The following is a 26,430-nucleotide window of genomic DNA, read 5'->3' on the forward strand; positions in this document are numbered from 1 at the left end:
TTAAACGAGATGGGGAACAGTAGTAAAGAATCACAATAAATAAGGAGTGTTGTATAGATATGGCTAAAATTGCTACAGTGATTACAGATATGTTTGAAGACACGGAGTTTACAAGCCCTAAAGAAGCCTTAGAAGCAGCTGGACATCAGCTAGTAACAATTGATACAGAAGCAGGGAAGGAAGTAAAGGGAAAGCATGGGCAACTAGTGAAAATTGATAAAGGAATTGATGAAGTAAATGCCTCTGAATTCGATGCACTACTGATTCCGGGTGGCTTTTCTCCTGATATATTACGTGCGGATGATCGAGTGGTGGCATTTGTAAAATCCTTTATGGATGACATGAAGCCTACCTTTGCCATTTGTCATGGCCCACAGTTACTGATTACAGCTAAGACATTAAAAGGTCGTGACGCTACAGGCTATAAATCCATTCAAATAGATTTAGAAAATGCAGGGGCAATATTCCATGATGAGGAAGTATTCGTCTGTCAAAAGCAGCTCGTAACAAGTAGAACGCCAGATGACCTCCCTGCTTTCAATAGAGAAATCGTTAAATTATTAGGCGAGTAAATAAGAGATGGGCACAAGCGATTATTTGCTTGTGCCTCTTTACTGAACATGAGGAATAGTATTTATCAATTGTTCAAGGAGCTAATCTATTAATATTGTTGACATCCGTTGTCTACATATTTGTCACGAAAAGAATGGAGGATAAGGTATTTTTTATAACGGAAATTTGACGGATAGCATATGATTGAGTATGATGGAGAAGTTGAAGGGAAGGTCCGACCTTATCCTTTAACGAGTGCATAAGGAGGAAAGATAGCGCAAAATCGGAAAACAATTATAGCGCCTGAGCTGAAGAAATCGGACGAAAATGATCTTCAGCAGACGAGGTGGAGGTTTATCGAAAATTCGGCGGATGCCTCCCGATCGACATACCCGATTGTCATTTTTCATTTTGAAAGCATTTAAGCGATTGAATGTACAGAAAATGGAGAAGGTATAAGTAAAAGCAATTGATAACTAACCCAAAAATTCATCCATCGAATTATTCATTCAGACGACTGAGTGAGTATAGTATTTGCATGTAGAGACGTACTTTATTTGTATCAAAATAAAGTATTATTTCTATATTCCAAAAATTCGATAGGATGGGTCTAGTTTGTCATTGTATGAAATTGACAATATCGGAGGACAAGAATTTATGTGTGGAATTGTAGGATATATTGGAGAAGCAGATGCAAAGGAAATCTTATTAAAAGGTTTAGAGAAACTAGAGTACCGTGGCTATGACTCAGCAGGTATTGCGATACGTAATGAAGAGGGTGTCACAGTTTTTAAAGAAAAGGGGCGTATTGCCGATTTACGCGAGGCAGTCAATGAAGATATTACAGCAAAAATTGGTATTGGTCATACACGTTGGGCAACACATGGTGTACCTAATCGTTTAAATGCTCATCCTCATCAAAGTGCATCAGGACGCTTTACGCTTGTGCATAATGGCGTTATTGAAAACTATCATTTATTGCAAAAAACGTACTTAAAAGGCATTCCGATGCAATCTGATACAGATACAGAGGTGATTGTGCAGTTAATAGAGTTATTTGTAAAAGAAGGCTTTAGCACGGCTGATGCTTTCCGTAAAACATTAACATTATTACATGGCTCCTACGCACTAGCCCTGTTAGATGTAGAAGCGGCAGACACAATCTTTGTAGCGAAAAATAAATCACCACTCTTAGTAGGTGTTGGTGAAGGTTTTAATGTGGTTGCTTCAGATGCAATGGCAATGTTACAGGTTACAGATCAGTATATTGAGCTTCATGACAAAGAGGTTGTGATTGTACACAAGGCGAGTGTGGAAATTACAAAATTAGATGGTAGTATTGTAGAGCGTGGACCATATACAGCAGAGCTTGATATGAGTGATATTGAAAAAGGCACATATCCACACTATATGTTAAAAGAAATGGATGAGCAGCCTACCGTGATTCGCAAAATTATTCAAGCGTATGAAGGGGACAATGGTGAGTTAACCATTGACGCAGAAATTTTAGAAGCCTTACGTGCAGCAGATCGCCTCTACATTATTGCAGCTGGCACAAGTAGCCATGCAGGCTTAATCGGCAAACAATATTTCGAAAAAATGGCTGGTATTCCAGTAGAAGTGCATATTTCAAGTGAATTCGGCTACAATATGCCTTTGCTATCAGAAAAACCCTTATTTATCTTTATTACACAATCAGGTGAAACAGCAGACAGCCGTCAGGTGCTTGTGAAAATTAAAGAGCTTGGCTATCCAACATTAACAATTACCAATGTACCTGGCTCTACGCTATCACGTGAAGCGGATCATACATTGCTCTTACATGCAGGCCCAGAAATTGCAGTAGCCTCAACAAAAGCCTATGTAGCACAAATAGCAGTCCTTGCCTTAGCCGCTTATGTAACAGCAAGGGCAAATGGCAAAGACTTAGAATTTGATCTAAAACAAGAGCTTGCGATTGTCGCTAACGGGATTCAAACGATTATTGACTCAAAGGATGTACTAGAGGATATCGCAGAAGACTACTTAAAAATCGCACGCAACGCATTCTTCATCGGTCGCAACATCGACTTCTATGTAAGCCTTGAAGGAGCCCTAAAGCTAAAAGAAATCTCTTACATTCAAGCAGAGGGCTTTGCGGGCGGCGAGCTAAAACACGGCACAATTGCCTTAATCGAAGAAGGGACGCCAGTGTTTGCCCTTGTAACGCAAGCATCCGTAGCCTTAAATATTCGTGGCAACGTCAAAGAAGTAGCCGCACGTGGCGCACATCCCTGCATTATTGCCATGGCAGGCATTGACGAAGATGGCGACCGTCTAGTGATCCCACATGTTCACGAGCTACTAACACCCCTTGTGTCCGTAGTGCCATTACAGCTAATTAGCTATTACGCAGCATTGCATCGTCGCTGTGATGTGGATAAACCACGTAACTTGGCGAAATCGGTGACTGTGGAGTAAGTGGTTGTTGGAGTGTATTGTAAGTGTTCAGTTACAATAAAGTTCTATACTAGACAAAATAGTTGTATACTTTACAATAAAGTCTTATACTGGACAAAAAAGTTGTATACTGGATATTCAAACAATTTCTATGAGTGATTCTAACTATATTATTGTATATAAATAAGATAAACCTTGATACAGTATGATGCTGTATCAGGGTTTTTGTTTTTTCAAAATGGCTTTCAAACCTTTCATTTTTCTAACTATATATATATAAAGTAGGTACATTAAAATAACCTTGGTACATTGTCTACTGTGCCAGGGTTTTGTTTTGTCATTATTACCGTTGAATTATAATCCTTAGAGCAGGAATTAAAACTTTTTTTAAAAAAAAATTGCTATTAATTAATGAGTTGTAGAAAGGTATCAAAAATAAACTTCTTAATTTTGATATGTATCAACATATGCATATATTCTCCACATTTATAGTCTATACTTTATTTTTAAATGTTCTGTAGAAAGGTTGCGTGAGAGTATTTGTTAGAACAATTAAATTTAATACTTGCATTTGGGGCTGGATTATTATCATTTGTATCACCTTGTTCATTACCATTGTATCCTGCTTTTCTATCTTATATAACAGGAATATCCTTTAATGAACTAAAAGAAGAGAAAGGGATCTTAAGACGAAAGTCTTTAATACATACCCTGCTTTTTTTACTTGGTTTTTCTATTATTTTTATGGCATTAGGTTTCTCAACTTCTTTTATCGGAAAGATTTTTATTCAGTATAAAGAGTTACTAAGGCAATTTGGAGCAATTTTCATGGTCTTTTTTGGATTAGTTATTCTAGGTTTCTTTAAATTCGATATTTTACAATCGGAAAAAAAGATTAGTTTTAAAAAAAGGCCCAAAGGATATTTTGGCTCAGTACTTATTGGTATGGGTTTTGCAGCTGGATGGACACCTTGTACTGGACCAATTCTTGCCGGAGTAATAGCTTTAGGAGTGTCTAACCCCGGGCAAGGAATGTTGTACATGTTATTTTATGTGCTAGGTTTCTCTATACCTTTCCTAATAATGTCCTTATTTATTGGAAAAATGAAGTTTCTTCAAAGAAAAAATGGACTGTTTATGAAAATAGGTGGTGCAATAATGATTCTGATGGGGGTTTTATTGTACTTTGATATGATGACTAAAATTATTGCGTTTTTAACACCTATTTTTGGAGGATTTACTGGCTTTTAGTTTTATATCATATAAGAGGGGAAGGAACCAAACTTAATTATGGATAAAAAAAAGAGACGATTTCTTATGCGTTCAATTATATTAATTGTATTATTTGGGGCAATATTATTTACAGTATATACAACTTTAACTAAAGAAAAAAATGAAGTATTACAAATAGGGGATAATGCTCCAAATTTTACTCTAGTTGATATGTATGGTGATAAACATAATTTGGAGGAATACAAAGGACAAGGTGTCTTTTTAAACTTTTGGGGGACTTGGTGCAAACCCTGTGAAAGGGAATTCCCAATTATAGATAGATATTATAAGGAATATAAAGAAAAAGGTATACAGGTATTAGCTATAAATATAGCAGAATCCGACTTCGTGGTTCAAAATTATATTGACCGAAAAGGTTTAACTTTTCCGGTATTAATTGACAAAAACAAAAGTGTAATGGAAGCATATAATATAAATCCATTACCAACGACTATTCTTATTAATTCAGAGGGTAAAATAGAAAAAATAATCACTGGAGAAATGAAAGAACAGGATATAAAGAGTTACATGGAACAAATTTTACCAGACTAAGTAATAATTTTTTAGACTAATAAGAGAGGTGAAAAAATTAGTGAACAAAATCTCTACAAAATTAGCATCGTGTTTTTTTATTGTAGTGCTAATAATGGATTTATTTCTTATGTTTTATCTTCATCGAAATATAATTAATTCGAGAGTTGAAGAAGAATATTATACATTATTGGCGAATGGTGCTAATCATAGAGATGTTTTAATTGAAAATTTTTCTGAAACTACAATAAAACATATCGTTTTGATGGAAAAAAGTAAAGATCGTGCGGTGATCATTACCGATAATAAAGGAAATATCATTGGTAGTTCAGATATTAGTGAATCTTTAAGTGGACAAATAGTTTCTTTAATAAAGAACGTAGACGTAGAAACAGATGAATTATTGACTTCTAACTGGAAAGAATCCCCTTATATTATGAGTGTGCATCCTTATATCTCAAATACAAATCAATCTGGATACGTTTTAATGCTACAAAGTACTGGTTCTCTTAATAAGATGGTTCATGAATTAACTGAACATTTTGGTATGGCAGGTGCTACAAGTTTTATTGTACTTTTTATTGTTTACGCGGTTCTGTCAAAAGTTATAACAAGACCTTTAATACGGATGAAAGAGGCAACAGAGAAATTAAGCAAAGGTGAGTTTAATGTAAAGCTTGCAATTAAAAGTAAAAACGAGCTTGGTGAGTTAGCAAGTTCAATTCAGAAATTAGCCAATGATTTAGAACGTTTAAAAACAGACCGGAATGAATTTCTGGCGTCAGTGGCTCATGAATTAAGTACACCGTTGACATATTTAATTGGATATTCAAAAGTAGCGATGAGAGAGAGTCTAAGTAAGAAACAAAGAGAACAGTATCTTGAAATTATTGTTGAAGAGTCCAATAGAATGAAGGAATTGGTAAAAAATTTATTAGACTTGGCTAGAATGGACGAAAACACATTTACTGTCATGAAAGAATCTTTCTCTGCTCGATATTTTTTCGAAGCAATATGTAAACTTGTTGCTCCTTCATATGATCTCAAGAATATTAAGTTGAACTTTGTTTGCACTGAAGATTTTCAAATATATGCTGACCCATTACGTTTAGAGCAAATTGTCATAAACCTATTGGATAATGCTTTGAAATATTCAAAGGAAAATACAGAGGTAACATTAAAGGCTTGTAAAAATGAAGGGAAAACAAGAATTGAGGTTATTGATACAGGTATTGGCATTCCACAAGAAGAAATTGACTTCATTTTTGAGAAGCTATATCGTGTTGAGAAATCACGTTCTCGTGCATATGGTGGTTCAGGAATTGGACTTGCTGTTGTGAAGGAATTAGTAGAAGCACACAATGGTACCATTGAAGTCAAAAGTAAACTTGGAGAAGGAAGTACATTTACGGTGATCATATAACACATGGAGGTTAAATATGCAGACAATTTTGATTGTGGATGATGAAGAAAGAATGCTCGATTTAGTCGAATTATTTTTAATTCCACATGGATATACCTGTATTAAAGAAAAGAGCGGAATAAAGGCAATAGAGAGAATTAAGAAAGAAAATATCGATCTCGTTTTATTAGATGTTATGATGCCTGAAATGGATGGATGGGATGTTTGTGAATCTATTCGTGAATTTTCAAAAGTACCCATTATAATGCTAACTGCAAGAGCTGATAAATCTGATTTAGCTAAGGGACTTTTATTAGGTGCAGATGACTATATATCCAAGCCATTCGATGAAAGAGAGTTAATAGCAAGAATCAATGCTGTTTTGCGTAGAATTGTCGGATTTGAAAAGGATAATGAAAATATCACTTTTAAAGATTTTGTTTTAGATAAAGAAACATATTCTCTACACTACCAAAATTCAAGTGTGCAACTTACTTTAAAAGAATTTTTAATTATAAAAGCATTAATATCTCGACCTTCTAAGACATTTACAAGAGAGGAATTACTGCATGCTGCATGGGAATATGAAACAGATACAGATACGCGGACTGTTGATTCACATATAAGAAATCTAAGAGAAAAATTAAGTAAATCTGACTTTCCTACCGATGAGTTCCTTAAAACGGTTTGGGGAATAGGGTATAAATGGAGTTAAAAGGAGAAAAGTATGANTAAATCTGACTTTCCTACCGATGAGTTCCTTAAAACGGTTTGGGGAATAGGGTATAAATGGAGTTAAAAGGAGAAAAGTATGAAAAATTACAAAATTTGGTTAGGTCTATTAGTTATTGTTTTAGTTTTAAGTGCTTGTAATTCAAAAGAAAAAGATAGTTATTCATTTGAAGAAGTGGATAACCCAAAAATTGAACATATACATGGTTTGGGATATATAAATGGTAAAAGTGATTTTGTAATTGCAACACATAGAGGATTGTATAAATATGGTGTAAAGGGTTGGGAAGAAGCGAACAGCCAAAAACATGACTATATGGGCTTTCAGGCGGTCAAAGATGGCTTCTATTCAAGTGGACATCCTGAGGAAGGCTCAAACCTTAAAAACCCTTTAGGAGTTATAAAAAGTACAGATGAAGGAGCAAATCTAGAACAATTAGCCTTTTACGGCGAAATTGATTTTCATTATCTTGCAGCTGGTTATGATTCGAATACAATCTATGTCATTAATGAAACACCTACAGAGAATATGAGTGGTGGATTGCATTATTCAATTGATGAAGGGAAGTCTTGGACTGAATCAGCTATGAATGGCTTTAATTCCGAGTTTGTTTCTAATTTATCAGCTCACCCTTCCAAAAAAGAAATAGTTGCAATTGGTAGTAAAGATGGAATCTTTGTTTCGAATGACTATGGAGTTAACTTTAAATTACTTAAGTCTACTCAAATGGTTACATACGTAACTTTAAATGAGAATGGGGGTTACTATACAAACTATGACTCAAATTCTGTTTCCCTTAGATCATTCTCATTGGATAGTAAAGAAGAAAAAAATATACAACTCCCAAACGAGATAATGCAAGACCCAATTATTTATATCGCTTCTAATCCTACTAATCGAGAAGAAATTACTTTTGTAACAAATAATCTTAACTTCTATCTTTCTAAGAACGAAGGGGAATCGTGGGATAAATTAGCTTCAGAAGGGGAATTAAAAATAAAATAAGGTTATTGAAGGGTGATTGAGATGTATAATTTGATGTCTCAAATTAGTCAAACCATAAGTGAACCAGTTTCTGTATTCTTAAATTCATATGAGCATTCCCCAATCATTATATCTATCCTCCTTGGGTTGATAGGTGCATTTGCTCCATGTCAACTGACTGGAAATATTAGCGCTATTACGTTATATGGTAATCGTACTATCCAATTAGGTAGTAATTGGAGAGAGATCGTTTCGTTTATTATGGGTAAAGTCATAGTATATAGTGCAATTGGTTTGTTGGCGTGGGCATTTGGACAAACATTTGAAAACAAAATAATTAATTTCTTTCCGGTTTTCCGAAAATTGATTGGTCCTCTATTAATACTTACCGGACTTGTGTTAATGGGGACAATAAAGTTAAGAATATTAAATCGAATTTCAAAGAACGTTCCTACTATACTAAAAGAAGGTTATATTGGTTCCTTTTTTCTAGGAGCTAGTTTTGCAATTGCATTCTGTCCAACAATGTTTGTACTCTATTTTGTATGGCTAATGCCAACCGTTATGTCGACTTCATATGGATTAGTGTTACCTGCAATATTTGGATTGGCAACATCAATACCTCTTGTCATCATCTTATTTTTTATATGGTACTTTGATATTAAGGGATTAGTAATGAAGAAAAGTATTAAAGTAGGTAGGTTTATTCAAAAAATAGCCGGAGTTACTCTTTTTATTATTGGAATTTTTGACACAATTACTTATTGGGGAATGTAAATATAAATAATTTAGAAACAAATAAAAGTACATTGCTTTTCAAACATTAATAGAAATCACTATTGTTACAAGTGTTAAGTTTAGATTACGTAACTTGTTCTCCATATTTTCTCCACATATTTTTTCTAAGATACATGTGTAGATTACTATGAGGAGAATAATAATATGGAAACACATTTAATAAAAAAGGTTGCGATTTTAGTAGTAATCTTCTTAATACTAGGTTCAAATTTTGTTTATAGAGTTCATGGCGCAATGAAGGTCGAATCTCCTTTGATTAGCAGTGAAGCTGCTATATTAATAGATGAAAAAACGGGGCGAATTTTATATGAAAAAAATCCAAATCAGAAGATGGCTCCTGCTAGCTTAACAAAGATAGCAACTGCAATATATGCAATTGAAAAAGGGAACCTAGAAGACATTGTCACAATTAGTAAAAATGCTAGAGAAGTTGAAGGAACTAGGGTTTTTTTAGAAGAAGGAGAAAAGGTTAATCTAAGAAAGCTTATTCAAGGCTTACTTGTGAATTCTGGTAATGATGCAGGTATTGCTATTGCTGAGCATTTGGATGGGTCTGTAAAACAGTTTTCGACTAGTATAAATAAATATTTAGAGAATATTGGAATACAAAATACGAACTTTGTAAATCCCCATGGACTATATGATCCAGATCATAAAACTACTGCACAAGATTTAGCAAAAATTACGAAATACGCAATGCAAAATAAGGAGTTTCGTAAAATTTTTGGTCTAAAGGAACTTAATTGGGATGGCAAATCGTGGGATACTACTCTTTATAGTCATCATAAATTAATGAGAGAGCGACCTTATGAAGGAATAACGGGTGGAAAGACTGGATATGTTGATGAATCAGGAATAACTCTTATAACAACAGCAACAAGAAACGATATATCGGTTATTGTCGTAACGCTTAAAGCGCAAACAGAAGACATGGCCTATAACGATACAATAGAACTTCTTGATTATGCATTTGAGAATTTTGAGTCTAGGAATATTCCGATGGGAAAAATATATAAAATTGATGAAATGTCCTTTAAGACCAAAGAAAAACTCGATTATATAGTTTTACAACATGAAACAGTTAGTCAAAGAATCTCTGGAAAGGGTCATTTAGAGCTATTAAATCAAAATCAGGATACTATCGCATCTTTTCAGTTAGAAAATGCCAATAGTAAAATAAATAAAAATGTAACTCATAAAGACACAGAGGACTCGAATTTAAATCAGGATGCATCGGTGTACACAAAATTTAGCGTAATGTTTATTTTCGTCCTATTCATCTATTTAAAGTTTATTCGAAAGAAGAAATTAATATAAATTAAGACAAAGAATGAGGTACATTTTTATCCTCATTCTTTTTTTGTTAAATAATAATTTTATTCAAATTACAATTCATAATTTTTGCATAACTTTGGGGTAAATTAAGATTAAATAAGAAATATTTTTTCTAGGAAACCTAGGAGAAATGAATTCAAGAAAAATGAGGGAACATTCACTAAAAAAATAGTACACATCTGATTTATATTTAGAGGAGTGATATTTGATGGAGAGAAAAGAAAAAAGAGACCACATCCACAATCATAATGTTTCGCATGAACCAATAACAAATCATATGCAAGATGTTCATGAAAATTACAGCCCTAACAATAAGAAAAATAATGAACACAATCATCATCAACATAATCAAAGCGAGGGTAACAACAAACACCATGGTCATTCGATTTCTGATTTTAAGAAAAGGTTTTGGGTATCTTTAGTATTAACGATTCCAATATCATATTTATCCATGATGATTCAGATGCTTCTTGGATATAAAGTAAATTTTGCTGGTGACACATTATTACTATTCTTACTTTCAACAATAGTCTTTTTCTATGGAGGAAAACCATTTTTACTTGGAGCATGGAGTGAATTGAAAAATAGAACTCCTGGGATGATGCTATTAATTACTCTTGCTATCGTAACAGCTTATGTCTATAGTTCACTAACAGCATTTTTCATTGAAGGAAGTGACTTCTTTTTTGAATTAGCAACCTTAATTGTTATTATGCTTCTTGGACATTGGATCGAAATGAGATCAATAATGGGTGCTTCAAAAGCATTAGAAGAGTTAATTAAATTAATGCCTAAAGAAGCTCATAAGTTAGATGCATCAGGCAACCTTATTGAAGTATCTGTTGAAGATTTAAAACCAGGTGATCAAATACTAGTAAAACCAGGCGAGAAAATTCCCATTGATGGAATAGTTTTTGAAGGACACTCTACAGTTGATGAATCGATGTTAACTGGGGAATCAATTCCTATTGAAAAAAAGGTAGGTATGGAGGCCATTGGGGGTTCAATTAATGGAGAGGGTGTACTAAAAATAAATGTTAGTAAAACAGGCAGTGACACTTATCTTGCACAAGTAATCCAATTAGTAAGCGATGCAGAAAAAACTAAATCAAAAGCTCAAGGATTTGCTGATACAGCCGCTAAATGGTTATTCTATGTCGCTATTGTTGCAGGTATTATCACACTGGTTTATTGGTGGTCAACAGATGACTTTGATTTTGCATTAGAAAGAATGGTGACAGTTTTAATAATTGCTTGTCCTCATGCTTTAGGTCTAGCTACTCCTTTAGTAACATCACGTTCTACATCTATTGCTGCTAAGAAGGGTTTATTAATTAGGAATCGTACTTCATTTGAAAACGCATTTAAAATCAATAGAATTGTGTTTGATAAAACTGGTACCTTAACTGAAGGTAATTTTGGTATAACGGATATTCATCCAGTTACAGGGGTTAGCGAAAAAGAATTATTAAAGCTTGCTTACTCTGTAGAAATTCAATCTGAACATCCAATAGCAAAGGGAATTGTAAAAGAGGGTAAGAAGCAAAATATAAAAGTATCTGAAGTAAAAGGTTTTAAAAATTTAACAGGTAAAGGGTTAGTGGCTAATGTTAACGGGTCTGAAATTGCAATTGTTAGTCCAAATGTTTTAAAAGAAAAAAATATTAGCTTCGATGAAAGTACTTACGAAAAACTTGCACAACAAGGTAAAACCGTTATTTTTATATTAAAGGATAATGTATTTTTAGGCATGATTGCTTTAGCAGACATAATAAGGGATTCCTCTTATAAGGTTATAAAAGAATTGAGTGATTTAGGTATTGAAACCGTTATGATGACAGGTGATAACGTGCGTGTAGCAAAATATGTTGGTGAAAAACTAGGCATGACGAAAGTTATTGCTGAAGTATTACCCCATGAAAAAGCTAATAAGGTGAAAGGACTAAAAGAAGAAAATTCGAAAGTTGCAATGGTTGGTGACGGTGTTAATGATGCGCCTGCACTGGCTGAATCAGATTTAGGTATTGCGATCGGTGCAGGCACAGATGTGGCCATTGAAACTGCAGATGTAGTACTGGTAAACAGCAATCCAGAGGACATTCTGAATACATTAAAGCTATCGAAAGCTAGTCATAAAAAAATGGTCCAAAATTTAGGGTGGGCAGCTGGTTATAACATTCTTGCAATTCCACTAGCTGCAGGCGTTTTATATAGTGTAGGTATTGTTATTACACCTGCAATTGGAGCTGCTGTCATGTCCTTAAGTACGATTATATGTGCAATAAATGCACAATTGCTCAAAATCGAATAAGTAAAGATGAAGCAAAAAATTCGTCAAATATAATTTGACGAATTTTTATTATATTGTAAAAAAAAGATTCCAATTTCCTGATTAGTTAAAACTATATATTAAATTTTACATATAGTATATCAGAAGCTTAGTGAACAGAGGGGGGATATAAGTGTGTATAAATAACAACTTTATAGAAGATCAAGCTTTTCATATAACAGAAAAGATTTTGGGGAACTCCATATACAAAGTGGTGAGGATTGAAGGCTCGAGAAGCAATACTCATAATCAAAAATCGAACGGGGAGAACCTTATAACAAAACTAATTTTAGAAGACGAGAATGGTGTATTTTATTCAATTAAACCTGATCAATTTGGTCTTATGTTCGCAAATGGAGAAGTTAGTTATAAAAAATACTGTCGATTGCAAAAAAAAGATGACTTAAAAGTAATTAGTTATTCAATCATAGGAATGGGAATCATAATTAGTATGATGATAGGTCTCATGAAGCTTCTCTTAGTTTAATAGGGTATTCGGATTTTATGGTGGAAAAGGGCTTATAAATCACCCTTCTCCAAATTCTTAATAAGTGTGGAAAAATCGACACCAAAGTTGTCTGTAATGTCGTGATCATTCACTTCATACCAATTGAAAGTATCGTATAACATAGCTTTATTGAAAGCACTTGAATTAAATCGTGGCTTACGCTTTTTATGGAGCTTCTCATTGAAAAGGATTTTGGCTCGTAAGGCATCAAACGAGTAACCTCTACCCATTCGCTCTACCTGCCTAATAATGCTGTTAATTGACTCCGTATAAGCATTAGTGAGCCTTTTATCAAAGTAGTTGAATATTTCGACATGCCAGTTGTCTACGGCTCTCACGAGGTCTTTATATGCGTCTTTAGAGTTGCTGGACATACAACGGTGTCTCCATTGACTATAACGAAGATGACCTTCATCTGGATCAGGAGTATCCCATATCCAGTAAAACTCTTCTTTGAGTTCATAGGCTTCTTTTAAAGCAGGAAGATTACCTAACCAAGTATCTAAGAGGAATGATTCACGTTCATTTAGATCGTGTTTACGCTTTAGAAGGATAAACCTTTCACGCATAAGGGTACGTCTTTCTTTTTGGCTCATATGGGCTTTCAAAGACTTTCTGACGTTATCTAAGGCTTGATTAGCCATTCTAACTACATGAAACTTATCTACGACAACTTTAGCGTGTGGAAGGATAGTGTTCACTGCGTCTTTGTAGGGCTTCCACATATCCATTGTGACGTACTCAATGTAAGTCCTGTCACTGATTTCTGAAAGACGTTGGATGACTGTTTCCTTGTTACGGTTAGGCTTGATGTCATAAATAGTCCTGCGTTCAATATTAGTCAATACAAGCCGAGGTCTACGGATAATATGTATCTCGTCTATCCCAAGCCACTTAGGAGTTTCAAACTGGTATTCACGTTCTTTGAGTGCCACATAGTCCTTAAAAACGTTCCTAATGGTTTTCTCGTCAACACCAACGCTTTCTGCGACTTCTACAAAGGTCTTAGACATGGATTGCTCTTGAATGGACTTTAAAAGCCTTTTGGTCATACTACGCTTTTCATCTACAGATATTAGGCGTTCCCAGAAGGTAGATCCGCATTCACGACACTTGTATCGTCTACGGTTCAATTGTAAGCCCACTCGCTTTAAACGAATGGGCAAATCCATAATTAGTTGATTTCTTGAACTGTGTTTGTACAACTTGTCAAAACCACATTCAGGACAACGTTCAGGTGGTCCGACTGCTTCAACTTTAAACATCATATCGGTTTCATTTTCTTGTGGCGGTTCTATTGTTTTAATGTCTGGTAGGGATAATAAGTCTGACATATTATTCATCCTTTATTACTCTGCGGTGTTAAGGTATCAATTATAGATTTGATGTCGAAATCATCAGTGTTAAATTATTTTTGTGACCACAAATGCACTTAGAAAATCCCTTAAAGCATTAGCTGGTTCACTTGAATAGGGAGTTGTAAAAAAGTTCCCTTAGCCTGCACAACAAGATAATTTCGAAATATCTTTATCGAACGTAAGTGCAGCTAATTTTAGCCCTTCAGCCATTGTTAAATATGGTGCTAGGGTTTCTGTTAAATCTTCTATCGTTAAGCCAAATTTAACAGCTAATGATGCTGCATAGATGACATCTCCTGCATTCTCAGATACAATATGAACCCCTAATACTTTTAGTGTTTCTGCATCTGCTACTAGTTTAAATACACCGGTTGTTTCACGGTTTACAATTGCTCTTGGAACAGCATCTAAAGGTAATACAGATGTCTTCACATCATACCCTTTCTCTTTTGCTTGTTCTTCTGTTAAACCAACCGTTGCAACCGTCGGATTCGTAAACGTAACAGCAGGAACTACCGATAAATCTATTTTTTTGTTTAATCCACCAATAGCATTATCAGTAATAATTCCACCTTCATAGGCTGCTACATATACAAATTGTGGTCCTAAAGTCACATCTCCTGCTGCATAAATCTTTTCATTACTTGTTTGACCAAAATCATTGATCAGGATTTCATTATTTTTTCCAGTTTCAACACCTGCTGCACTTAAATTTAAAGAATCCGTATTTGGTTTTCTTCCAGTGGCAACAAGTAACTGATCTGATTCAATGACTTCTCTACTGCCATTTACTGTTACGTAAACCCTTTTTATCTCTCCACTTTGTTCAACACGCTCAAAAGTTGCCCCTTTGACAAGGTTTATACCCTGTTCAATTAACGCTTTTTCAACTGACTCTGAAATCTCAGGATCATACTCCTTTAAAAGTCGCTCACTTCTTTGCATAAGCGTTATTTCTGAACCTAAATGATGAAATAGTTGTCCAAGCTCCATTCCAATGTATCCTGAACCAATTACAGTTAATCGTTTTGGTATTTTCTTTAACTCAAGAAGTGTTGTACTAGTTAAATAGTCCATTTTTTCAAGTCCTGAAATTTGGGGCAACGAAGGCGATGCACCTGTTGCAATTAAAAAGCGTTTTGCAGATAACTTTGCCCCATTGACCTCAACCGTACTAGCATCAACGAATTTTGCTTCACCTTTAATTAAATCAAAATTATATTCATCAATTAAATCCATATATTTTTGATTCCGAAGTTCGCTCACCAATTTATCCTTTTGCGTGATTAAACTAGCTAAATCCACTTCTCCAGCGGATGTTTGTAAACCTATAAACGGATTGTCTTTTGATAAATGATTGATTTCCCCTGCCCTAAGAAGAGTTTTTGACGGAACACAGCCAATATTCACACAGGTTCCCCCAACCGTTCCACGCTCAATCATTCCAACTTTTGCACCGTATTCTATAGCTTTAATTGCCGAAGAAAAGGCAGCAGCACCAGAACCAATAATAAGAAGGTCATAATTGTCTTCATTAATTAACGCCACGTTTTCTAGTGATGATACTTCTTCAATTTCTCCGGCTTGGTAATTTGCTTCATCAATCGCCTTTATTGCACTTTCAACCTCAATATCATCGGGCAGTTCAAATACTGCTTCACCACGACGATAACTAGACTCAATATTTTTAGCACCTATCTTTTCAAGTGCTGATTCTACGTGTTTTTCACAACCCGTACAAGTCATTCCTGAAATGTTTACCTTAAATTTATTCATAAAAAAGCTCCTTTCGTTAATTAATCTCTCATGTTAATGTTTCTATTATTGGACACGAATGTAATTGCTTTTCATCTGGACATCGTTGTTTTAAGTCGTCTAACATAGTTTCAATTCGTTTTAAATCCTCTATTTGTTTTTGCACTTCCTTTTGTTTTTTAGAAACAAATTCGAACATATCTTGACAACGAACTTCATCTTTATCTACAACACCAAGTAATTTATAAATCTCGCTTAAAGAAAAACCAAGTTCCTGTATTCGTTTAATAAACCCAACACGCTTAACGTCATCATATGAATATATCCGATAACCAGCTTCCGTTCGGTGAGGTTCTTGTAATAAATTTTTTCGCTCGTAATATCTGATCGTTTCTTTATTAACTCCACATTTATCTGCAAACTCACTAATGCGATAAATCATCTTATTTCACCCCATGAATATTATAAACCGTGTACCATAGTACACGGTCAAGTAAATTGGACTATTTTATTTTTTTCCCAAAGTATCACTCGTATGTGATTGATACTTTTATATAATACTATTGATTATCCTAACATCCCACCAGAAAATCCGATTTAAACACCAGTTGTTTTTAAACTATTAAGAAAGTAATTCCACTATATATTCCGAAGACCCGTTTAATATCAATAGGGAAGATTAGTTATGATTGAATGGGGTATATAGTAAATAGGAGTGGTTATAATAAGACAGACTAAATTAACAGGAGGTATTTAAAATTGAAAATGAGCTATGAAGAATGTATTAAAGCTTGTCTAGAGTGTATGAAGGAATGTAATAAATGTTATCATGAATGTCTAGAAGAAGATGATGTTAAAATGTTAGCGGAGTGCATTCGTACCCTTAGAGAATGTGCCGATATTTGTGCATTTTCTGCTAAATCGATGCAGTCTGGTAGTCCATTCGTAAAGCAAATTTGTCAATTATGTGCTGAGATTTGTCAGGCATGTGGTGATGTTTGTAAAAAACATGAACATCATAAACATTGCCAAGAATGTGCAGAAACATGTTACCGATGCGCTGAAGTATGTAAAAAAATGGCTGTGTAGAAGATTTGATTTTATAAATGAAGAATCAATGATAAATAAAAGTAATTCTTCTAACGCGAAAATGTTTTAAACTCTGCTTATTTAGGAGCAGAGTTTTTTGATGGACTGCTAAAAAATTTAATTAAGTCACAGTGTTTGAATGTTAAATAAACGTGATATTTAACATATACTGCATAATTAGTGACGCATATAGTAAATTAAAACACCACTTTACATACCTAACTGGGGTATGGTAACATGAATGTGTGTTTAGAGGAGGTTGATAATTTACGGTGATGATGTAATTACAAATTTATCGTTTAAAGAAAGCTTGTTTGATAATGATAAACTGCATTAAAAGTGATGAAGCCAATATAAGTTAAAATCACAATTCGAAAGTTAAAAGGAAATATAAAAAAATTATTAATACCCTTTTACATTTTATAAAAATATTTCAAAAGAGAGGGATTTTTATGGAAAATAGAATCTTAAAGGTAACTGGAATGTCATGTGGTCATTGTGTAAATACTGTTGAAAAAAGTTTAGGGAAATTAGAAGGTGTTGATCAAGTAAACGTGAATTTAAAAGATGCACAAGTTGAAGTATCGTTTAATGAATCCCAAGTATCGCTTGAGAAAATTAAGGAAACAATAGAAGAACAGGGATATGAGGTAAAATAATATTTTTGAGAGTGCATAAATGCACTCTCTTGTTTTCAAAAATATATACCCCTATTGGGTATGAGGAAGGTGAACAGCATCATGAGTAATACATTAAAAGAAGCGAGCATTCAGATCACAGGAATGACCTGTGCAGCTTGTGCAACTCGTATAGAAAAAGGTTTAAATAAAATGGATGGTGTGGAACAAGCGACTGTTAATTTAGCGCTTGAAAAATCATCTATTAAGTACAATCCAGCAAAATTAAGTGAAGAAGATTTCGAAAAAAAAATAGAAGCACTTGGTTATGGGGTTGTTAAACAAAAGGCGGAACTTGATATTACAGGTATGACATGTGCAGCTTGTGCAACTCGCATTGAAAAAGGGTTAAATAAGTTAAGTGGTATCTCTTCTGCCAATGTTAACTTAGCCCTGGAAAAAGCAATGATTGAGTTTAATCCATCTGAAGTGTCAATCGTAGACATCATTGCGAAGGTGGAGAAATTGGGCTATGGGGCTCATCAAAAGGCTGATGAACAGGAAACAGTGGACCATCGAGAAAAGGCCATTAAACAGCAACAACGAAAATTTATTTTATCGGCTATTCTTTCTTTACCGCTGCTTTGGACGATGGTTGGACATTTTTCCTTTACATCATTTTTATATGTCCCAGAATTTCTAATGAATCCGTGGATCCAAATGGTATTGGCTACTCCTGTGCAATTTATTGTTGGTAAGCAATTCTATGTAGGGGCATATAAAGCTTTACGTAATGGTAGTGCTAATATGGACGTACTTGTGGTCATGGGGACATCAGCAGCTTATTTCTATAGTGTTTATCAAGCGATTGTGACGATAGGGTCGCATCATGGTCCAAATCTTTATTTTGAAACGAGTGCTGTATTAATTACATTAATATTATTAGGTAAATTATTTGAAGCCAAAGCAAAAGGACGCTCATCTGAAGCCATAAAAAAACTAATGGGACTTCAAGCTAAAACCGCTATTGTTGTACGTGACGGTGTAGAAAAAGAGGTTCCTTTAGAAGAAGTTATCATTGGCGATGTTATTCTAGTGAAACCAGGTGAAAAGATACCTGTAGATGGTGAGGTAATAGAGGGAACAACAGCTGTTGATGAATCAATGCTTACAGGTGAAAGTTTACCAGTTGATAAAAAGCAAGGCGATCAATTATTTGGATCGACGATTAATAAAAATGGATTTATTAAAATGACAGCGACAAAGGTTGGTCGTGACACAGCGTTAGCACAAATCATTAAAGTGGTTGAGGATGCTCAAGGATCAAAAGCACCAATTCAACGCTTAGCAGATCAAATTTCGGGGGTTTTTGTACCAATTGTTGTTGGCATTGCAATTGTCACATTTTTAGTTTGGATCATTTGGGTTCGCCCAGGAGAATTTACACCAGCTTTAGAGGTCTTAATTGCAGTACTTGTAATCGCTTGCCCTTGTGCGCTTGGGTTAGCAACGCCAACCTCCATAATGGCAGGTTCAGGTCGTGCAGCTGAATTTGGTATTTTATTTAAAGGTGGAGAACATTTAGAACAAACACAAAGTATTGATACAGTGGTTGTAGATAAAACAGGTACAGTAACACATGGTAAGCCTGTTCTTACAGACGTTCTTTTAGATTCAGAGCAGGAGGAAGCTCGTTTTTTATCATTAATTGGGGCTGCTGAAAAACAGTCAGAGCATCCGTTAGCAGAAGCTATAGTACAGGGCATAGAAAAACGTGGCATAGCATTAGGAGAAGTTCAATTTTTTGAGGCTATTCCAGGTTATGGTGTGCAGGCAACTGTGTCAGGTCAAGGAGTTGTCATTGGTACACGAAAATTAATGCAACAATACGGAATCAATATTGATAATATTTTACCAACAATGGAGCAGTTAGAGCGAAACGGTAAAACAGCAATGCTTGCTGCCATTAATGGTCAGTATGCAGGCTTAGTAGCTGTTGCTGATACAGTTAAAGATACGTCAAAAGAGGCAATCCACCGACTACAGAATATGGGCATTACAGTCATTATGATGACTGGTGATAATGAACGTACAGCTCAAGCGATAGGAACAGAAGTAGGCGTGAATCAAGTTATCGCTGAAGTATTGCCTGAAGGTAAAGCAGACGAGGTGAAAAAGCTACAAGCACAAGGGAAAAATGTAGCGATGGTGGGAGATGGTATTAATGATGCTCCGGCATTGGCCACAGCAAATATCGGTATGGCCATTGGTACAGGAACGGATGTTGCCATGGAAGCTGCTGATATTACGTTAATTCGTGGCGATTTAAATAGTATTGCAGATGCTATTTTAATGAGTCGAAAAACAATGCGGAATATTAAGCAAAACCTATTTTGGGCATTTGCCTACAATACTTTGGGTATTCCTATTGCTGCAATAGGTCTACTTGCTCCATGGGTAGCAGGTGCGGCGATGGCATTTAGTTCTGTATCTGTAGTTTTAAATGCATTACGCTTACAAAGAGTAAAATTAGATAATAAATAACCCTTTAATTCAATTGTAAACTTTACTCTATTGGGTTTACTTATAAAGAAATACGCAATAGTTTAACTGACATAATTTAACTTACTATTTTCATCAGATAAACCATCCTTAGGTAGGTAAAGAGCAAAATAAATTAATTGTTTGGGAAAGTATGGAGGAAAATTGGTATGAGTAATGAAGATAAAAAAATTAAAATTGCCGTTAATGGGGGAATAGAATTTGGGGCAAAACTAAATTCTAAACAACTTTTAACGATCACCAAATATATGGAAGACGACGCACAGCTTGAGTTAACAACCTTCCAACAACTCTATCTAGAAATTCCGGAAAATAAAAAAGAAGAAATAATTGAAGAATTCAACCGTGTTAATTTATCTTGTTATCCAGTTGGCAACTTTGTAAAGAGTTTGAGAACATGTAATTTTTGCAAAGGAGAAGAAGAAGAGGGGATGCCAGTAGCAAAAGAAATAAATAATCGTATAGCAGGAAAAGCTGTACCATTCACTCTTAAAGTTGCATACACAGGTTGCCCTGTTGGTTGCGGTGAACCAATGTTAAGTGATATAGGGATTATGAAAATTAAAGACCATTACAATTTATATGTTGGAGGAAAAGCAAAAGGGAAAGATGCAGAGGTGGGATCTTTGTTGCAAGAGAATCTAACACCAGATGAATTGTACGATAAAATAGAAAAGATTATAAATGTATATTCACAGAATGGAAAAAAACGAGAAACGTTTTTCAAATTTTTAAAACGGATAGGAAAAGAAGAGTTAATAAATTAGTTTTACTCTAAGAAGTTCTGGGAAGGTTATAATGGCGGCTCTGAATAAATGAGCCGCCATTTTTAATTTAAGTCCTCGAACAAAATTTATCGAGTTAATCGTTCTATAAAGATATTTAATTGATTTAATGTTACTTTGTCGTTTACGCCAAATGTGCCATCACCTTTACCTTGCGTAATCTTATTTGATGAAAGAACTGCTATAAAATTTTTGGCCCAATGAGTACTCGTTACATCTGTAAAATTCTTTGGTTCTCCTTGTTGTTCTAAATCAAATGCTTCAACTAAAACCTTTGCTAATTGACCGCGAGTAATCGGTGAATTTGGGTTAAATTTACCATTACTATCTCCATTAAAAATTCCAAGTTTTTTTAGTGCTACTATAGCTCCAGCTTGTTCAGAAGATGATTTAACATCAGGGAAACTTGAGTTTGTATCACTTGTATCTAATGCTAAAGCTTTAGCAAGCTGTATGGCTACTGCTCCACGTGAGGCATAAATGGAAAAGTCTATCTCTTCACCTTTAACTTCTGCTTGAGCTATTTCATTTGTAGTAAAGTTTGCAATACGTTTTGCACCTATATAACGAGAACCCCAATAGTAAGGATCGTTTAATTTATCAATTCTAACACCCGAACTTGGAGTAGCTGATATAAAATTACCATTCTCTATGTATATTCCAACGTGAGATATGCCGTTGCCTGAAGTATTAAAAAATACGAGGTCACCTGCTTTTAAACTATCTTTAGAAACAGAAGTACCTTGCTGATATTGGTCTTTAGATGTGCGCTCTAAAGAAATACCTAACTTAGAAAATATAAACTTTGTATATGCTGAACAATCTACACCTGTATTAATATCATTCCCACCATATTTATAAGGAGCTCCTATATAATCTTTCGCTGTACTCGTCAAATCAGTAACTGATGCTGCTTCAGCATCATTCATACCTATTCCTGAAAAAATTACAAATGACGCAAAAACCGGTAGTAACCATCTCTTTTTCACTAAACTTACTCCTTTCGAAAAGCAATCGCTTTTTTGATTAAAGTAAGAATAGCATGGAATAGAGATACTAAATTTTTCATTTATATTACTGATTTGTGCAGAATATTAAAATTGGTGACTTAATATACTCGGTGTAATCTCACTGCAATAATAACTAGGTGATGTTACTTGAAGATAAATAAAACTTAAATCAAGTAATAATAAAATAAATACTCTCTTTCGAGCATACCTATATAAGGTATACGGTGTGTATTTTAGACAGGCTAATTAAATTGTTAAAGGATGGATATGTGGGATTTTATCAAATGTTTGTCTTAGTATCACTAATGTTTTTATTGTTAATTGTCATAATGGTTTCAAGAATTATGAAAAAGACTATTAAGCCTATGCAAGGTATGACTATTTCAATGTTTTTTAGTATGAATGTAGGGCTAACATTAGGAATACTTTTTGGAGTTACCTTTCAAGGGAACTTGTTTTACTCAACGATTATTTCAATTATTCTCGGTGCAAGCATTGGCTTTTTAAGTGGTTGCAACTTTGGATTATTACCTATGTTAGAAGGTTTAATGGCAGGTTTAATGGCTGGTATGATGGGGGCAATGTTAGGTGAAATGGTGGATGGCGGGCAATCCATTGTATTAATAAGAATTTTTCTGTTGCTATCAATTTTCACTATTTTTTTATTTGCGCTACTTCCAAGTAAAAGTCAAAAAACATTCCAAAGTCAAATGGGCTTTTTAACACCCTTCTTCTTTTCGGTTTTTATACTCTTCTACTTTTTTGGGGGCATTCCTTTTGCCGAAAAACAAATAAACTTTATTAAAGACTCTTCTTTAGTGGATCATAATCTACACTCGAACGCTCAAAATAAATTAGAAAAGAAAGAGATTAAGATTATTTCTATAGAAACAGAAAATATGAAGTATTCGCCCTCTGAAGTAATTTTGGAGAAGAATCAACCGGTTTCATTAGAATTAATTAATAAAGATAATATAGAACATGATATTGAAGTTACAATACCAACATCAAATACTATTAGTAGTAATAATCATGTACATCACAAAAAGGAGGAGAATATGATTCATCTCCATGTTGGGCCTAAAAATACAGAAAAAATGAGTTTTACTCCCATTAATACAGGAGAATATCAATTTGTTTGTACTATTCCAGGACATAAGGAGCTTGGTATGGTTGGCAAGTTTATAATTAAGTAATTAGCTTTGATTTTGTAATTGATATACAAATGGAGTTGTCAAATTAAATACAATGATACTTATTTGAAAATGCCCAGTTATTATTAACAGGGCATAAGGTATATCTATATATTTAGATAAGCTCTATTTTTTGATAAATAAGATGACGGTGAAATAAAAAATGTTTAGTCTCAAATAAAAGTAGGGTATTAATTTTGAAGCATATGGATACAATCACAAATATTATTTTGCTTCGTTTTCATTACTTTGTATAATTTCGTTTACCATTTTTAATTCAGAAATCAAATAATCTATCTGTTGTTGCAAGTAACTTGATGGCGAAGAAAAATCGCTTGTAAATTGGCCATCTTCACTACTTACAGTCTTTAAGACATTCAATGCAATTTCCACAGTTAATGCAAATAATTCATCACCTAGTTTTTCAATAGATTCAATTAATAATTGAGAATCAGAAAATGTTTTAAAAGCTTCGTTATCAATGGTTATCTACTCCTTAAAAAATTGGTTAATCTCATTATATGAATTAATTTAAAAAAAGCTCCTTACCCCTTTTGCTGTTTCAACATTTTTGACAATCCAGGTTTTAAAAATGAATAAGGAAGGTATCTTTAAAATGTATATATTAAATTTTCTTGGTGATTCTAAATAAAGAAAAACTCGTATGAAATATCCCTAAAGTAAATTTATGATGATTGGGAATACAAAAATTCAAGCCTGCGAGTAGGAGGACTATGATGGAGAAAAAAATTATAATGAGTCTTGTTACTATAGTTGCTGCATTAATGCTTTCTGCATGTACAGGAAATACAAATAAGAAAGAAAGTCAACAAGAAATGCAGACAAATGAAATGGCCGAGAAAGATATGGAAGGTATGGACCATTCTGAAATGAATCCTAGTTCAAATGAACTTCCTGAAGGTTTAAAAGAAGCTGAAAATCCTAAGTTTGGAGTTGGGACAAAAGCAATAATTCATGCAGATCACATGAAAGGCATGGATGGAGCTGAAGCAACAATTGTAGGGGCATACGATACAATAGTCTATACTATATCTTACGCTCCTACAAATGGTGGAAATCGAGTAACAAATCATAAGTGGGTCATTCAAGAAGAAATAGAAGGTGCTGGTTCAGAGCCATTTGAACCAGGAACACAGGTTATTATAAATGCTAATCATATGGAGGGTATGGAAGGGGTAACTGCAAAAATTGATTCCGCAGAAGAAACTACTGTGTATGTGGTTGACTACACTTCTACTAATGGTGAAAAAATAAAAAATCATAAATGGCTAACGGAAAGTGAATTATCTTCTCCATAAAAATTAAATACTTAAAGATGTTCGACGAGTCAATTTTGACAAATTGGACATCTTTTTTAGTTTTAGAAATTCTATAATATCCTTTAATTTTAATCCATAATTTCTCCATAATTATTCGTTATATTCATTTTTAATAATATAACAATAACTGAGGAGGCGTGGGAAATTAGAAAGAGAGGAATTATCTTCACTTTGGGAGTATTAGTAGTTTTTTTAAAGGGTTGTACAAACGAAAATATCAATTCAAATAAAATAGCAGTTTTAACAGTTGAATATTTTAGTGGAGATCCACTTAATGATCTATATGTGGAATTACTCGATGAAGAAGGGAAAGAAATAGATTCAACAATTAGTTTGGATAAAGGTGAGGCAGAATTTTATAATTTACAACCAAATGAAACTTATACAGTAAAAGTAGGGAGTCCAGACAATTTTACAACAGGGATGTATTTAACAGAAAAAAAATTTACGTATACGTCATCTACACAATCCATATTGGTTCAAACATATGCAGTAAATCATAATAAAGGATTTGGAGTACCTGTAATTCTACAAAATCCTGAACTACCAAATGGGTGTGAAATAACTACTCTTACAGCAGTACTTAATTACTATGGTGCAGAAACATCTAAATTAGAAATGGATCAAAATTATTTACCTAAACAATCTTTTGAATACAAAATGAAAAAAAAGTATGGGCCAAATCCTAATCAAGCATATGGCGGCGAGCCAAGTAATCTAGAAACGGGTACATATGTTTTTGCCGAACCAATTGTCAAAGCAGCTAATAATTTTATCACAGAGAGAAAGTTAGATTTACAAGCAAAAAATATTAGTGGAAGAACAATAAAAGAAATAACAAATTATATTAGACAGGGAATACCAGTTATTACATGGGTAACATTGGACCTCTCACCACCAAAGGTTAAAGGGGGATGGATTATTGAAGAAACAGGTGAATACCATCAAATGTATCAAAATTTACATACAATGGTACTATTATCTGTGGGAGATACTACTGTGGAAGTAATGGATCCACGTAAGGGAATTATAACATTGGATAAGGGAGCATTTTTTAATAGTTATGAAGCATTAGGCGAACAGGCAGTTGTTGTTTATTAACAATAGTTCATTATATGCAAGTAATAGGTTAAAAAAGATAGCGTTTAATCATGGAAGAAAAATTACTTCATTTACTAGAACAATCTGGATTATTTGCAATTTTGGTTAGTTTAATGATAAATACTTTGGTTAGTATTATAGGTGTACTACCAAGTGTTTTTGTTACAGCCACTAACCTTGTGTTTTTTGGAGTATTCAACGGTTTGCTGATTTCTATTATCGGTGAATCAATTGGTGCAGTTATTAGCTTTATTTTATATAGAAAAGGAATCAATAAATGGAAAAGACCGTTCGTATTGCACCCTAAACTTTTAAAATTAAAGGAGTTGGAAGGTTCTGATGCATTTTGGATAATTGTCAGTTTAAGGATTTTACCTTTTATGTCATCAGGTCTTGTGACTTTTACTAGTGCATTTTCTAAGGTGTCTTTAGGCACATTTACGCTTGCTAGTACGATTGGAAAAATACCAGCTTTAATCTTTGAAGCAGGTGCAGTATATGGTTTTATGCAAGTAAATTTAATATGGAAAATTGTAATAAGTATCTTATTAATTTCAATTATCATTTTGATTTGGAAAGTTAAGAAATAAAAAAAGTTATTCAAAGTTTTCTTAGATAGAGTGGTTAATATTTGTCTCATTTAATTTCAAATCCATAAATTCTCCATATTTATTTGTTATAGTGCCTATGTAAAGAATAAAAGCCCAGTGGTGAAATGTCAACCATAAAAAACATCA

22 protein-coding genes are annotated in these 26,430 nt (G+C 33.9%); 18 read left to right on the forward strand and 4 right to left on the reverse strand.

What is annotated here, in order from left to right; translation table 11 throughout:
- Positions 1–59: 59 nt before the first annotated feature.
- The 10 genes from ADM90_RS00095 (at position 60) to ADM90_RS00140 (ending at position 12,357) form a co-directional block, all read left to right on the forward strand.
- Positions 60–572, forward strand: coding sequence for a type 1 glutamine amidotransferase domain-containing protein (locus ADM90_RS00095; protein ID WP_053993064.1), 513 nt, complete (start codon positions 60–62; stop codon positions 570–572).
- 637 nt (positions 573–1,209) lie between these two features.
- Positions 1,210–3,012: a glutamine--fructose-6-phosphate transaminase (isomerizing) gene (gene glmS, locus ADM90_RS00100; protein WP_053993066.1), complete on the forward strand. Its 1,803-nt coding sequence runs from the start codon at positions 1,210–1,212 to the stop codon at positions 3,010–3,012.
- Between the two features lie 519 nt (positions 3,013–3,531).
- Positions 3,532–4,242: a cytochrome c biogenesis CcdA family protein gene (locus ADM90_RS00105; protein ID WP_009374095.1), complete on the forward strand. Its 711-nt coding sequence runs from the start codon at positions 3,532–3,534 to the stop codon at positions 4,240–4,242.
- Between the two features lie 39 nt (positions 4,243–4,281).
- Positions 4,282–4,815, forward strand: a complete 534-nt coding sequence (gene resA / locus ADM90_RS00110; RefSeq protein ID WP_036075026.1) for a thiol-disulfide oxidoreductase ResA — start codon at positions 4,282–4,284, stop codon at positions 4,813–4,815.
- Between the two features lie 28 nt (positions 4,816–4,843).
- Positions 4,844–6,217 carry a sensor histidine kinase gene (locus ADM90_RS00115; RefSeq protein ID WP_235473222.1) on the forward strand — a complete coding sequence of 458 codons (1,374 nt, stop codon included), beginning with the start codon at positions 4,844–4,846 and terminating at the stop codon, positions 6,215–6,217.
- A gap of 16 nt (positions 6,218–6,233) precedes the next feature.
- Entirely contained in the window at positions 6,234–6,911 is a 678-nt protein-coding gene (locus tag ADM90_RS00120; protein ID WP_009374092.1) for a response regulator transcription factor, read from the forward strand.
- Positions 6,912–7,007: 96 nt separating this feature from the next.
- Positions 7,008–7,934, forward strand: coding sequence for a F510_1955 family glycosylhydrolase (locus tag ADM90_RS00125; RefSeq protein ID WP_009374091.1), 927 nt, complete (start codon positions 7,008–7,010; stop codon positions 7,932–7,934).
- Between the two features lie 21 nt (positions 7,935–7,955).
- Positions 7,956–8,690, forward strand: a complete 735-nt coding sequence (locus ADM90_RS00130) for an urease accessory protein UreH domain-containing protein (protein ID WP_009374090.1) — start codon at positions 7,956–7,958, stop codon at positions 8,688–8,690.
- A gap of 165 nt (positions 8,691–8,855) precedes the next feature.
- Positions 8,856–10,028: a D-alanyl-D-alanine carboxypeptidase family protein gene (locus tag ADM90_RS00135; protein ID WP_009374089.1), complete on the forward strand. Its 1,173-nt coding sequence runs from the start codon at positions 8,856–8,858 to the stop codon at positions 10,026–10,028.
- 226 nt (positions 10,029–10,254) lie between these two features.
- Positions 10,255–12,357: a copper-translocating P-type ATPase gene (locus tag ADM90_RS00140; protein WP_009374088.1), complete on the forward strand. Its 2,103-nt coding sequence runs from the start codon at positions 10,255–10,257 to the stop codon at positions 12,355–12,357.
- 537 nt (positions 12,358–12,894) lie between these two features.
- Here ADM90_RS00140 and ADM90_RS00150 read toward each other — a convergent pair.
- From ADM90_RS00150 to merR, 3 genes are all read right to left on the reverse strand, one after another.
- A complete protein-coding gene (locus tag ADM90_RS00150; protein ID WP_009374086.1) occupies positions 12,895–14,217 on the reverse strand; it encodes an ISL3 family transposase in 1,323 nt (440 codons plus the stop codon).
- A gap of 159 nt (positions 14,218–14,376) precedes the next feature.
- Positions 14,377–16,017, reverse strand: a complete 1,641-nt coding sequence (gene merA / locus ADM90_RS00155) for a mercury(II) reductase (protein ID WP_002440486.1) — start codon at positions 16,015–16,017, stop codon at positions 14,377–14,379.
- A 28-nt stretch (positions 16,018–16,045) separates the two neighbouring features.
- Complete coding sequence (gene merR / locus ADM90_RS00160) at positions 16,046–16,438, reverse strand: Hg(II)-responsive transcriptional regulator (RefSeq protein ID WP_001863748.1); 393 nt, start codon at positions 16,436–16,438, stop codon at positions 16,046–16,048.
- Between the two features lie 317 nt (positions 16,439–16,755).
- Between merR and ADM90_RS00165 the strand changes: the two genes are divergently transcribed.
- From ADM90_RS00165 to ADM90_RS00180, 4 genes are all read left to right on the forward strand, one after another.
- Entirely contained in the window at positions 16,756–17,085 is a 330-nt protein-coding gene (locus tag ADM90_RS00165) for a four-helix bundle copper-binding protein (protein WP_009374082.1), read from the forward strand.
- A 452-nt stretch (positions 17,086–17,537) separates the two neighbouring features.
- Positions 17,538–17,744: a copper chaperone CopZ gene (gene copZ, locus ADM90_RS00170; protein WP_009374080.1), complete on the forward strand. Its 207-nt coding sequence runs from the start codon at positions 17,538–17,540 to the stop codon at positions 17,742–17,744.
- Between the two features lie 81 nt (positions 17,745–17,825).
- The gene (locus ADM90_RS00175; RefSeq protein ID WP_009374078.1) at positions 17,826–20,246 is read left to right on the forward strand and encodes a heavy metal translocating P-type ATPase; all 2,421 of its coding nucleotides are present in this window, start codon (positions 17,826–17,828) and stop codon (positions 20,244–20,246) included.
- A 167-nt stretch (positions 20,247–20,413) separates the two neighbouring features.
- The gene (locus ADM90_RS00180; protein WP_009374077.1) at positions 20,414–21,031 is read left to right on the forward strand and encodes an NAD(P)/FAD-dependent oxidoreductase; all 618 of its coding nucleotides are present in this window, start codon (positions 20,414–20,416) and stop codon (positions 21,029–21,031) included.
- Between the two features lie 86 nt (positions 21,032–21,117).
- Here the strand turns inward: ADM90_RS00180 and ADM90_RS00185 are convergent, their stop codons facing one another.
- Entirely contained in the window at positions 21,118–22,038 is a 921-nt protein-coding gene (locus ADM90_RS00185) for a C40 family peptidase (RefSeq protein WP_009374075.1), read from the reverse strand.
- A gap of 365 nt (positions 22,039–22,403) precedes the next feature.
- On the opposite strand from ADM90_RS00185, the gene ADM90_RS00190 reads away from it, so the two are divergent.
- From ADM90_RS00190 to ADM90_RS00205, 4 genes are all read left to right on the forward strand, one after another.
- Positions 22,404–23,255: a cupredoxin domain-containing protein gene (locus ADM90_RS00190; protein WP_157798149.1), complete on the forward strand. Its 852-nt coding sequence runs from the start codon at positions 22,404–22,406 to the stop codon at positions 23,253–23,255.
- 734 nt (positions 23,256–23,989) lie between these two features.
- The gene (locus ADM90_RS00195; RefSeq protein ID WP_009374071.1) at positions 23,990–24,571 is read left to right on the forward strand and encodes a YdhK family protein; all 582 of its coding nucleotides are present in this window, start codon (positions 23,990–23,992) and stop codon (positions 24,569–24,571) included.
- Between the two features lie 192 nt (positions 24,572–24,763).
- Positions 24,764–25,693, forward strand: a complete 930-nt coding sequence (locus tag ADM90_RS00200; RefSeq protein WP_009374070.1) for a C39 family peptidase — start codon at positions 24,764–24,766, stop codon at positions 25,691–25,693.
- A 50-nt stretch (positions 25,694–25,743) separates the two neighbouring features.
- A complete protein-coding gene (locus ADM90_RS00205; protein ID WP_009374061.1) occupies positions 25,744–26,283 on the forward strand; it encodes a TVP38/TMEM64 family protein in 540 nt (179 codons plus the stop codon).
- Positions 26,284–26,430 lie beyond the last annotated feature (147 nt).

It is taken from the genome of Lysinibacillus macroides, from assembly GCF_001281525.1.
Lineage (GTDB): Bacteria > Bacillota > Bacilli > Bacillales_A > Planococcaceae > Lysinibacillus > Lysinibacillus macroides.

Coding starts and splice junctions, on each gene's coding strand:
- ADM90_RS00095 (WP_053993064.1), top strand. CDS start 60: ATGGCTAAAATTGCTACAGTGATTACAGATATGTTTGAAGACACGGAG.
- glmS (WP_053993066.1), top strand. CDS start 1,210: ATGTGTGGAATTGTAGGATATATTGGAGAAGCAGATGCAAAGGAAATC.
- resA (WP_036075026.1), top strand. CDS start 4,282: ATGGATAAAAAAAAGAGACGATTTCTTATGCGTTCAATTATATTAATT.
- ADM90_RS00120 (WP_009374092.1), top strand. CDS start 6,234: ATGCAGACAATTTTGATTGTGGATGATGAAGAAAGAATGCTCGATTTA.
- ADM90_RS00125 (WP_009374091.1), top strand. CDS start 7,008: ATGAAAAATTACAAAATTTGGTTAGGTCTATTAGTTATTGTTTTAGTT.
- ADM90_RS00130 (WP_009374090.1), top strand. CDS start 7,956: ATGTATAATTTGATGTCTCAAATTAGTCAAACCATAAGTGAACCAGTT.
- ADM90_RS00135 (WP_009374089.1), top strand. CDS start 8,856: ATGGAAACACATTTAATAAAAAAGGTTGCGATTTTAGTAGTAATCTTC.
- ADM90_RS00140 (WP_009374088.1), top strand. CDS start 10,255: ATGGAGAGAAAAGAAAAAAGAGACCACATCCACAATCATAATGTTTCG.
- ADM90_RS00150 (WP_009374086.1), bottom strand. CDS start 14,217: ATGTCAGACTTATTATCCCTACCAGACATTAAAACAATAGAACCGCCA.
- merA (WP_002440486.1), bottom strand. CDS start 16,017: ATGAATAAATTTAAGGTAAACATTTCAGGAATGACTTGTACGGGTTGT.
- merR (WP_001863748.1), bottom strand. CDS start 16,438: ATGATTTATCGCATTAGTGAGTTTGCAGATAAATGTGGAGTTAATAAA.
- copZ (WP_009374080.1), top strand. CDS start 17,538: ATGGAAAATAGAATCTTAAAGGTAACTGGAATGTCATGTGGTCATTGT.
- ADM90_RS00175 (WP_009374078.1), top strand. CDS start 17,826: ATGAGTAATACATTAAAAGAAGCGAGCATTCAGATCACAGGAATGACC.
- ADM90_RS00180 (WP_009374077.1), top strand. CDS start 20,414: ATGAGTAATGAAGATAAAAAAATTAAAATTGCCGTTAATGGGGGAATA.
- ADM90_RS00190 (WP_157798149.1), top strand. CDS start 22,404: ATGAAAAAGACTATTAAGCCTATGCAAGGTATGACTATTTCAATGTTT.
- ADM90_RS00195 (WP_009374071.1), top strand. CDS start 23,990: ATGGAGAAAAAAATTATAATGAGTCTTGTTACTATAGTTGCTGCATTA.
- ADM90_RS00205 (WP_009374061.1), top strand. CDS start 25,744: ATGGAAGAAAAATTACTTCATTTACTAGAACAATCTGGATTATTTGCA.